The organism is Streptomyces sp. NTH33 (genome assembly GCF_003236365.1).
In the GTDB taxonomy this organism is placed as follows: domain Bacteria; phylum Actinomycetota; class Actinomycetes; order Streptomycetales; family Streptomycetaceae; genus Streptomyces.
The window spans coordinates 18,183-28,828 of the sequence record NZ_POTZ01000033.1 but is presented as its reverse complement, the minus strand read 5'-3'; the positions used below and the strand labels follow the sequence as shown (position 1 = coordinate 28,828).

General features: G+C 71.5%; 7 protein-coding genes. 2 read left to right on the top strand and 5 right to left on the bottom strand.

What is annotated here, in order from left to right; all coding sequences use genetic code 11:
* The first annotated feature begins 302 nt into the window (after nt 1–302).
* On the top strand, nt 303–1,757 hold the full coding sequence (locus tag C1I97_RS05675) for a cytosine permease (RefSeq protein WP_111002119.1): 1,455 nt from the start codon (nt 303–305) through the stop codon (nt 1,755–1,757).
* Nucleotides 1,758–1,890: 133 nt separating this feature from the next.
* Here C1I97_RS05675 and C1I97_RS05670 read toward each other — a convergent pair whose 3' ends face one another.
* From C1I97_RS05670 to C1I97_RS05650, 4 genes are all read right to left on the bottom strand, one after another.
* Nucleotides 1,891–3,309: a sugar porter family MFS transporter gene (locus C1I97_RS05670; protein ID WP_111002118.1), complete on the bottom strand. Its 1,419-nt coding sequence runs from the start codon at nt 3,307–3,309 to the stop codon at nt 1,891–1,893.
* A 301-nt stretch (nt 3,310–3,610) separates the two neighbouring features.
* Nucleotides 3,611–7,228, bottom strand: coding sequence for a chromosome segregation protein SMC (gene smc / locus C1I97_RS05665; RefSeq protein ID WP_111002117.1), 3,618 nt, complete (start codon nt 7,226–7,228; stop codon nt 3,611–3,613).
* A gap of 239 nt (nt 7,229–7,467) precedes the next feature.
* On the bottom strand, nt 7,468–7,671 hold the full coding sequence (locus C1I97_RS05655; protein ID WP_018567931.1) for a hypothetical protein: 204 nt from the start codon (nt 7,669–7,671) through the stop codon (nt 7,468–7,470).
* Between the two features lie 380 nt (nt 7,672–8,051).
* Nucleotides 8,052–8,333 (bottom strand): acylphosphatase, encoded by a 282-nt coding sequence (locus C1I97_RS05650; protein WP_111002116.1) that lies wholly within the window; start codon nt 8,331–8,333, stop codon nt 8,052–8,054.
* 169 nt (nt 8,334–8,502) lie between these two features.
* Between C1I97_RS05650 and C1I97_RS05645 the strand changes: the two genes are divergently transcribed.
* Nucleotides 8,503–9,672, top strand: coding sequence for a CAP domain-containing protein (locus C1I97_RS05645; protein WP_111002115.1), 1,170 nt, complete (start codon nt 8,503–8,505; stop codon nt 9,670–9,672).
* Between the two features lie 54 nt (nt 9,673–9,726).
* On the opposite strand, the gene mutM is transcribed toward C1I97_RS05645, so the two are convergent.
* Nucleotides 9,727–10,587, bottom strand: a complete 861-nt coding sequence (mutM, locus tag C1I97_RS05640; RefSeq protein WP_111002114.1) for a bifunctional DNA-formamidopyrimidine glycosylase/DNA-(apurinic or apyrimidinic site) lyase — start codon at nt 10,585–10,587, stop codon at nt 9,727–9,729.
* Between the last annotated feature and the right edge of the window lie 59 nt (nt 10,588–10,646).

The window sequence follows — 10,646 nt, the reverse complement described above, 5'->3', positions numbered from 1 at the left end:
CCGTGGTGGTGCTCGGTGCGCTCGGCGGGGGCAGCGGCTTCCTCCGCCTGCTGCCGACGATGAGCCCGCCGAGCGCACCGAGCACCACCACGGCGATGACTACAGCAAGGATGATGGTTTCCATAACCCTGCCAGTATCAGCCATGGTTCCCGGCCTGAGGGGGCTTGCGTCTTCAGCCAGGAGACAAACGCCACTGATTGCCGCAAGTCCGATCAAAGTACGATGGGGTGGGTCGCGTCCCCACGCGCAGAGCCGCTTCCCCCTACCGAGGTACGGACTCCTTCTTCATGAGCAAGACCGCATGAGCAAGACCGCCGAGACGGAAGGCGCACTGGAAACCCGCGGCATCGAGCAGGTGCCCGACCATGAGCGCACCGGAAGAACCCGCGAGCTGTTCCCCACCTGGGTCGGCGCCAACATCAGCGTGCTGCTGCTCACCATGGGCGCGAGCCTCGTCGTGGCGTACCGCCTCAACCTCTGGCAGGCGCTCGTCGTCGCCGTCGCCGCCCCTGTCGTGTCGTACGGCCTGGTCGGGCTGATCGGCATCGCGGGCAAGCGCGGCGGGGCGCCCGGCATGGCGCTGTCCCGCGCGGTCTTCGGGCAGCGCGGCAACCTGCTGCCCGGCTCGCTGATCTGGGTGGCCCGCTGGGGCTGGGAGACGATCAACGCGGTGGTCGGCGCTTACGCGATGCTCACCGTCCTGCACATCCTGTTCGGTCTGAAGGCGAACGGCGCGCTGGACATGGTGATGCTGCTGGCGTTCGTCGTCGCGACCTTCGTGATCTCCGGGCTCGGCATCAACGCCGTGCAGAGGTGCAACAAGTACGCGACCTGTCTCTTCGGCCTGTTCTCGGTCCTGGTCCTCGCCCATCTGATCGTGGACACCGACTGGCCGAGGGTGTTCGCCCGCTCCGCCGGTCCGACGGCCGCGGTGATCACCGGTATCGGCATGATCGCGGCGGGCGGCGTCAGCTGGATCCCGTCGGCGCCGGACTTCACGCGCTATCTGCCGCGTACGGCCTCCGCCAGGGCGATCGTGGGCACCTCGATCGGCGGGGCCGGCATCGTCGTCCTGCCGATGGTGCTCATGGGCGCGGTGATGGCGGTCTCCGTTCCGGACCTCGCGTCGGCCGCCGACCCGGTCTCCTTCCTCGGGGAGGTCCTGCCGACCTGGATCGCGGTGCCGTATCTGCTGATCGCGCTGATCGGCATGCTGCTGATCAACGCGATGTCGATGTACTCGGCCGGCTTCACCGCGCAGACCCTGGGGTTCAAGGTGCCGCGCCACTGGGCGGTCTCGGTCAACGCCGTGATCTCGCTGGCGTTCGGCGGTGTGCTGATGCTGGCGGCGACCGGCTTCATCGGCTCGTTCATCGCCTTCCTGTCGCTGCTCGCGGTCGCCTTCTCCGCCTGGGTCGGCGTCTTCGGCGCGGACATGCTGCGGCGTACGGAGTACGACGGCCGGGCCATGGCCGACACCACCCGCACCAGCGCCTACTGGTACCGGGGCGGCTTCTCCCCCGCCGCGGTCACCGCCTGGGCGACCGGCCTCGCCGCGGGCCTGATGTTCACCACGTCCACCTGGTTCACCGGCCCGCTGGCCCGGAACAACGTCATCGGCGAGTACGGCCTCGGCTGGATCGCGACGATCCTGGTTTCCGGGCTGCTGTACCTGGCGCTGCCCAAACCGCCGGTGCCGCCCCGGGCGGCGGCCGCCGCGACCCCCGCCGAGCAGCCCGAGCCCCTGGGCGTCTGAGGCGCCCCAGCCACTCCCCCCTCCACCGCGGGGGACTTCCGCCCGCGAGAACGCCCGGTCCGTCCGGCGGCGGACGGGACGAGGAGAGGGGCGGCGGGGACCTGGGCCCTTCTCCTCGGGTCCGTGCCGGGTGTCACCCCATCTCCTCCAGCGTCTTGCCCTTCGTCTCCTTGACGAACTTCAGGACGAACGGGATGGAGAGCGCCGCGAAGAACGTGTAGATCATGTAGGTGGCGGAGAGGTTCCAGTCGGCCAGCGACGGGAAGCTCGCGGTGATGGCCCAGTTGGCGATCCACTGGGCGGAGGCGGCCACGCCCAGGGCGGCGGCGCGGATCCTGTTCGGGAACATCTCGCCGAGCAGCACCCAGACGACCACACCCCAGGACAGGGCGAAGAACAGGACGAAGAAGTGGGCGGCGACCAGGGCGACCATGCCCTGGGTGGCCGGCAGCTTGCCGCCGACCAGCGGGTGCGAGAACGCCCACGCCTCCAGGGCCAGGCCGACGACCATGCCGGAGGAGCCGATGAGCGCGAGCGGCTTGCGGCCGATGCGGTCCACGAAGATCATCGCGATCACGGTGCCGATGATGTTGATGATCGACGTCGTGAACGAGTAGAGGAACGAGTCCGTCGGGTTGATGCCGACCGACTGCCACAGCGTCGTGGAGTAGTAGAACGCGACGTTGATGCCGACGAACTGCTGGAAGACGGACAGGCCGATGCCGATCCAGACGATCCTCTTGAAGAGGAAGCTGCTGCCGAGCAGGTCCTTGAAGGTGGCCTTGTGCTCGCGCTTCATGGCGGTCTCGATCTCGGCCACGCGGGCGTCGAGGTCGACGTCCTTGCCCTCGACCTCGGCGAGGATCGCGCGGGCGCGGTCGCGGCGGCCGACGGAGATCAGGAAGCGCGGGGATTCGGGGATGACGAAGGAGAGCATCCCGTACAGCGCGGCCGGGACGACCATCACGCCCAGCATGACCTGCCAGGCCTCAAGGCCGATCAGGCTGCCGCGCTGGTTGCCGCCGGCGGCGTGGAGCAGACCCCAGTTGACCAGCTGGGACACGGCGATGCCGACGACGATCGCGGCCTGCTGGAAGGAGCCGAGGCGGCCGCGGTAGGCGGGCGGGGCGACCTCGGCGATGTAGGCGGGGCCGATGACCGAGGCCATGCCGATGGCGAAGCCGCCGACGATGCGCCAGAAGGCGAGGTCCCACAGGGCGAAGGGCAGGGCCGAGCCGAGGGCGCTGGCGGTGAACAGGGTCGCGGCTATCTGCATGCACCGGATGCGGCCGATGCGGTCGGCTATGCGGCCCGCGGTCGCGGCGCCGACGGCGCAGCCGATCAGGGCGATGGCGATGACCTGGGCCAGCTCCGCGGGTCCGATGCCGTAGCGGCTCCGGATGGCCTCGACGGCGCCGTTGATCACGGAGCTGTCGTAACCGAAGAGGAAACCGCCCATGGCGGCCGACGCCGCGATGAAGATGACGTGCCCGAGATGCTCGGGACGAGCTGTACCGACTCCTGGCCTGGGGGCCTGCTCTGTGCTGGTCACGTGTAACTCCTCGGGCGCACCGGCAACGCTGCCGGGGTGGGGGTCAGCCCTTCCAGGTGAGATCTGAGGGTAAAAGCAACGCTGCAGAGACCATGCCTTCAAGTGTCGAAGTCAATTCCCCTGCCGCAACGGGTGCTGCAGCGAGCTTCCGCTGCCCGCCGGGCGGGCTTGTGTTCAAATGTTGCAGTCACGTATCGGACATGATCCGACTACCCCGAAGTCGCGGAAGCACGCGGGGGCCATGGCACAGGTGTTCCGGCCCGGGGTGGCGGGGCCTCGGCGGCCCCCGTCCGTGCTCCGGCTAGCGCAGCCGCTGGCTGATGACCTTCGACACGCCATCGCCCTGCATGGAGACGCCGTAGAGCGCGTCCGCCACTTCCATGGTGCGCTTCTGGTGCGTGATCACGATGAGCTGCGAGGCCTCCTGCAGCTCCTGCATGATCCGGATCAGCCGCTGCAGGTTGGTGTCGTCCAGGGCTGCCTCGACCTCGTCCATGACGTAGAACGGGCTCGGACGTGCCTTGAAGATCGACACGAGCAGCGCGACGGCCGTCAGCGACCGCTCGCCGCCGGAGAGCAGGGACAGCCGCTTGACCTTCTTGCCCGGCGGGCGGGCCTCGACGTCGACGCCCGTGGTGAGCATGTGGTCGGGGTCGGTCAGGACGAGACGTCCCTCGCCGCCCGGGAAGAGCCTGCCGAAGACGCCCTCGAACTCGCGCGCGGTGTCCCGGTAGGCCTCGGTGAAGACCTGCTCGACGCGCTCGTCGACCTCCTTGACCACCTGGAGGAGGTCGGCCCGGGTCTTCTTGAGGTCCTCGAGCTGTTCGCCGAGGAACTTGTGGCGTTCCTCCAGCGCCGCGAACTCCTCCAGGGCCAGCGGGTTGACCTTGCCGAGCTGCTGATGGGCGCGCTCGGCGGCCTTCAGTCGCTTCTCCTGCTCGGCGCGGACGAAGGGCCCGGGCCGGTTGCGCGGGTGGTCGGGGTCGTCCGGCAGCTGCTCGCCCTCGGCAGGGGGCGAGGGCGGCACGGGCTGGTGCGGCCCGTACTCCGCCACCAGCCCCGCCGGTTCGACGCCGAGCTCCTCCAGTGCCCTGGTCTCCAGCTGCTCGATGCGCAGCCGCTTCTCGGCGCCGAGGACCTCGCCGCGGTGGACGGAGTCCGTCAGCTTGTCGAGTTCGGCCTTGAGTTCGCGTCCCTCGGTGCGGGCGGCGGTCAGCTCCTGCTCACGCCGGGCCTTGGCCGCGTCCACGGCGGCGCGCTCCTGCTCGGCGCGGGCCACGGAGACCTCGACGTGCGCGAGCAGCTGCCGGGCGCCGGAGGCGACCGCCCCGGCGACGGCCGCCTCGTGACGCAGCCGGGCGCGCCGCTGCTCGGCACGCGCGCGTGCCTCGCGTTCGGCGCGGGCGGCCCGGTCCAGGGAGTCGGCCCGGCCGGCCAGCCCCTTGACCCGTTCCTCGTGCGTGCGGACCTGGAGACGGGCCTCCATCTCGGTCTGGCGGGCGTTGGCGCCGTCGGCGGCGAGCCGGTCCCGTACGGAGGTGTCGGGCTCCTCCTCGATCGGCATCTCCTCGGCGATGGCGAGCCGTTCGGCGAGCTCCTCGACCTCCTGGAGCGCCTTGTCGAGGGCCTCCTGGGCGCGGGCGGCGGCGGTCGCGGACCGCTCGGCCTCCCCGGCGGCGCCGCGCGCCTGTCCGGCGAGCCGGCCGAGCTGCTGCGCGACGGCGGACTTCTCCCGGTCGGCGGCCCGCCGCCGCTCCCCCAGCTCCTCGACCAGGGCGGCGCACTCCTCGCGCCGCTGACCGGCCCGCCGCTGTGCCCCGGTCAGTTCCTCGCACCGCACGGCGAGCCCCTGGAGCTCGGCGGCGGCCTCGTCCACGGCGGCCTGCACCTCCAGCAGACTGGGCGCCCCGGCGGACCCGCCCTGCGCGAAGTGCGCCCCGAGCAGATCCCCTTCCGCGGTCACGGCCGTGAGACCGGGCCGCGCCTGGACCAGGTCCTCGGCGTCCTCCAGCGTGCCGACGACGACGATCCCCCGCAGCAGACGGCGTACGGCGGGCATCAGCTCGGCGGGGCCGCTGACGAGATCGGCGGCGAAGGGATGCCCCACTGCGGTACGGTCCTCGGCCCGCTCGGCTGCGGTACGGTCCTCGGCCCGCTCGGCTGCGGTACGGTCCTCGGCCCGCTCGCCGCCCGGCGCGCCGGAGGCCGCGAGGAGCAGGGCCGCGCGGCCCGCGTCCTGTTTGCGCAGGAGCCGGAGGGCTTCCGCGGCCGCGGCGGGAGAGGTGACCGCCAGGGCGTCGGCGGCGGTACCGAAGGCGGTGGCCAGGGGGGTTTCGTAGCCGGGGGTGACCGTCAGGAGTTCGGCGGCGGGGCCCAGGAGGCCGGTGAGGCGGTCCTTCGCGTCGAGCAGGGCGCCGGTGCCGTCCTTGCGGCGCAGGCCGGTGGCCAGGGCGTCGTGGCGGGCCTGGGTCGCCGCCCGTTCGCGTTCGGCCGCCGTGACCGCCTCGCGGGCGGCGGTGAGGGCGGCCTCCGCCTCGGCCAGGGCCGCCTTGGCCGCCTCGTGCCGGCCGGCGAGCTCCTCGTCGCCGGCGTCGAGGCCGTCGACCTCGGCCTTGAGGGCCTCGTACTCCTCCTGGGCGACCACGGCCCGTTCCTGGGCCTCGTCCCTGGCCGCGGCCAGCCGGTCGATCTCGGCCTGGGCGGAGGCGGCGCGCGAGCGGGCCGCGTTCACCTGACCCCTGAGCCGGGCCAGGCCCTCGCGGCGGTCGGCGATGGCGCGGGCCGCGTCCTTCAGGCGGCGCTCCTCGTCGGCGAGTTCGCGTTCCAGCTCGGCGCGGTGGGCGACGGTGTCGTCGAGTGCCCGCTGGGCCGCCTCGAGGGCCGCCTCCAGCTCGGCCTCCTGTTCGCGGACCCGGGCGGCCTCCCGCTCCAGGTCCTCCGGGTCGCGCCCGCGCCGCTCCTCGGGCGGCGCGGAGGTGGCGCTCTTCACGCGCGCGTCGGCGAGCGAGATCGTGCCGCGCACGCGTTCGGCGAGCTGGGACAGCTCGTACCAGGTCTGCTGGGCACGCTGCAGGCGCGGGGCGAGCCGGCGCACCTCGTCCTCCAGCAGGGCCTCGCGCCGCAGGGCCTTCCTCAGCTCCTGCTCGGCGGCCTCCTTGCGTTCCTTCAGGGCCGCCTCGTCGGCGATCTCGGCCTTCAGTGCCTGGCGGAGGCGTACGAGGTCGTCGGCCAGCAGGCGCAGGCGGGCGTCGCGGAGGTCGGCCTGGATGACCGCCGCCCGGCGGGCGACCGCCGCCTGGCGGCCCAGCGGCTTGAGCTGGCGGCGCAGTTCGTCGGTGAGGTCCTGCACGCGCGCGAGGTTGGCCTGCATCGCGTCCAGTTTCCTGAGCGCCTTCTCCTTGCGCTTGCGGTGCTTGAGGACGCCCGCGGCCTCCTCGATGAAGGCGCGGCGGCCCATGGGGTCGGCGTGCAGGACGGAGTCGAGCTGGCCCTGGCCGACGATGACGTGCATCTCCCGGCCGATGCCGGAGTCGGACAGCAGCTCCTGGATGTCGAGCAGACGGCACGTGTCACCGTTGATCTGGTACTCGCTGCCGCCGTTGCGGAACATGATCCGCGTGATGGTGACCTCGGCGTACTCGATGGGCAGCGCCCCGTCGGAGTTGTCGATGGTCAGCGACACCTCGGCGCGGCCGAGCGGCGGACGCCCGGTGGTGCCGGCGAAGATGACGTCCTCCATCTTGCCGCCGCGCAACGACTTGGCGCCCTGTTCGCCCATGACCCAGCTGAGCGCGTCCACGACATTGGACTTGCCCGAGCCGTTCGGGCCGACGACGCACGTGATCCCCGGTTCGAACCGGAGCGTGGTCGCCGAGGCGAACGACTTGAACCCGCGGAGGGTCAGGGCATTGAGGTGCACGGCCTCGGACTTTACCCGCCGCCGTTATCCCACTCCACGAACCCTCGCAACCGCGCGGTTTCACGCATGACCATGCAGGGCACACCAGACGTTAAGACGGTGAAAGGATGCTCGGGGCAGGAAGGCGGGGGGAAAGAGCGGGGGAAGAAAGAAGGGACGCCGAGGCGTCCCTTGCAACTCTGACGGCTGAGCGGTTGATACGGGCAGCCCAACCACCGTGTCGTTGTGCGATGCAGTGATCAGGTGAGCGCAGGCTCCGCCTGGTGTGCGTCGACGCGCTCCATGATCCTGTCGTGAGAAGCGGCAGCCGCCAGCGCGTCGTTCTCCGCCTGGATCCGTACCAGCTCGGATTCCAGATCCTGGACGCGCTGCTGGAGCCGTCGCATCTCGGCGAGGAGTCGAGGGTCGGAGCCGCCGACGTAACCGAGAAGCGCCTTTGCCATGATGGATGGTCCTCCACACTGAGTGACCGACCGAAGCGGTGTGGGTCGTGAGGGATTCGCACCCGTGGTGCTTGGCACTGTTCAGTTGTGCTGCCGTTCATCCATGCCAAACAGCCGAGGTGCGCGGGCTTTCAGCGTCTCACCAAAAAGTTTGACGGTCAACACGATCACGCCCCGTATCGATGGGTGTCCCGGGGGCACGCGACCGCAAAACGGTGGCGCTGCGACTCCTGCGGGCCCTTCGGGGCGTGGCGATCATCCTGCCCTGCGGAGCCCGCCACGGCAAGCCTTTCTCGGCAATCACCTGCTCGTTTTCCTTTCCGGGCAGGTTCCGGTGGCGGCTTTCGCCGTTTCCGTCGGGGCCGCGGAGCGTCACACGGTCAGCGGATCGCGAAGCCGTCGTAGCCTCCGCGAGGTGTGTCCCAGATCTCGGTGACGCCGTCCACACTCCCGGGCGTGTCGGCGCCCTGCAGCCAGTCGAGGAGCTTCTGGCAGGCCTCTCGGGTGCCTTCGGCGACCACCTGCACCCGCCCGTCGCCCAGATTGAGAGCAAAACCACTCAGCCCGCCGATCTCCAGGGCCCTGGCCCGCGTGAACCAGCGGAAACCCACTCCCTGGACTCGTCCGCGCACCCAGGCGACCAGTCGCACATCCTCGCTCATGACTGCAACCTAACCGGCCAATGTCTCTCGGGGCACTTCCTCCCCTCGCACCATGCGGTACCGTCCGGACCCAATGAATCTCATCTGAAACTCACTCGATCGAGTGAGTTGGGTTGACCGCGACGGCTCAGGGCGCGTGTCGACCGCCAGGGACGAGGAAGGCCAGGACATGGGACGCCACCGACGCTCGGACGCCGGCCGCGCCGCCACGGGCCGCGCCACGGGGGTCACGGAGACGTACGGCTCCTACACGGGGGGCCACGATCCGCGGGACGCCCGCCCGCAGGACCACGACGACCGCATGGGCATCGCGCCCTACCTGAACCCGGACTTGTACGCCGACGCCTACACCAAGGCCCAGGAATACCTCTTCGCGCCGGACGACGACCACGCCCCCGCCCACGCCCACGCCAGCGACACGGTGGCCTTCCCGGCCGAGGGCTTCAACCCGTCGGACGGGCCGCGCGGACGCGGCCACCGCCGGAAGAAGGCCGCGACACCGGTCCGCACGGGGCTGCTCGGGGTCTCGGCCGCGGTCGCCCTCGGCACGGTGGCGGTGGCCACCGGAGCCGTGCCGGGTCTGGAGAACTACAAGCTGGGCGGCGGGAACAGCGGCAGCGCCGACAGGGTGCAGGCCGCGGACTCGCCGACGAGCAGCGAGAGCCCGCAGGGCGGTACGTCCGGCAGCGCCGATCCGGGCAGCCGGGCCGGCGGCTCCTCCACGAGCCGCGACGCGGACCGGCCCGGCTCTCCCGCACCGTCCGTCTCGGAGCCGGCCTCCGCCTCGGAGTCGGCCTCGGCCTCCGCGCCGGACACCGCCTCGCCGTCGGCCGCGCCCACCGAGGCACCGGCCAAGGAGCCGACCGCGGCACCGGACACGACGGCGAAGCCGGAGACCCCACCGGCCGGCACGGCCACCAAGGCACCGGGCAGGGCGAAGGCTCCGGCGGGGCTTTCCAAGGAGGCCGCCGTGGAGGCCGAGGTGCTCAGGCTCGTCAACGAGGAGCGGGCCAAGGCGGGGTGCACCCCCGTGGCGGCGAGCAGCGCGCTGACCGGCCTCGCCGAGAACTTCAGCAAGGCCATGGCCGGGGGCGACTTCTTCGACCACACCGACCCCAGCGGCGCCTCGCCGTGGGACCGGGCGGCGAAGGCCGGCATCACCAATCTCGGCGGCGAGAACATAGCCCGCGGCCAGGCCGACGCGGCGGCGGTGATGGAGGCCTGGATGAACAGCCCCGGCCACCGGGCCAACATACTGAACTGCGACTTCAAGACCCTGGGCGTCGGCGTGCACTTCGGCGCCGGCGGGCCGTGGTGGACGCAGAACTTCGGCTACTGACGGCACGGCGGGCTCCCGGGTGGCAGCGGCTTTCCGCCGGTGCCGCCTCGGGCGTCACGCCGTCGGGCGCGGCGCCCGCTGGCATCTCGGGCAGTAGTAGCTGGAGCGGTTCATCCAGGGGCGGCGGCGCAGCGGGGTGGCGCAGCGGCGGCAGGGCAGGCCCTCGCGGCCGTAGGCGTCCAGGGAGCGGTCGAAGTAGCCGGACTCGCCGTTGACGTTGACGTAGAGGCTGTCGAAGCTGGTGCCGCCCACGGCGAGGGCCGCGTGCATCACGTCCCGGATGTGGCCGAGGAGTTCGGCGGTGCGCGGGCGGGTGAGGCCGGCGGTGGGACGTTCGTAGTGGATGCGGGCCCGCCACAGCGCCTCGTCCGCGTAGATGTTGCCGACGCCGCTGATCAGCGACTGGTCGAGCAGGGCCCGTTTGATGGTGGTCCGCTTGCGGCGCAGCGCCTGGTGGAAGGCCTCGTCGTCGAACAGCGGATCGAGGGGGTCACGGGCGATGTGCGCGATGACGTCGGGCAGCCCGTCGGGGGTGGTGTCGTGCAGCGACAGGCCGCCGAAGGTGCGCTGGTCGACGAAGCGGAGTTCGGTGTCGAGCGCGTCGTCGAAGCGGACGCGGACGCGCAGGTGCTTCTCGGCGGGCGCCTGGAGCGGCTGGACGAGCAACTGGCCGCTCATGCCGAGGTGGGCCAGGATCGCCTGACCGCTGTCCTCGAGGGGCAGCCACAGGTACTTGCCGCGGCGGCTGGGCAGGCCGACGCGGTGGCCCTTCAGCCGCTGCGCGAAGTCCTCCGCGCCCGCCGGATGACGCCGTATCGCGCGCGGGTGCAGCACCTCGACACCGGCGACGCCGCGGTGGGCGACCCACCGTTCCAGGCCGCGCCGTACGACCTCGACCTCGGGCAGTTCGGGCATGACTCCCCTGTACCTCCACGGCCGCGAGGGCCGTCGTATGGGCCGAGCGCCCACCCCGG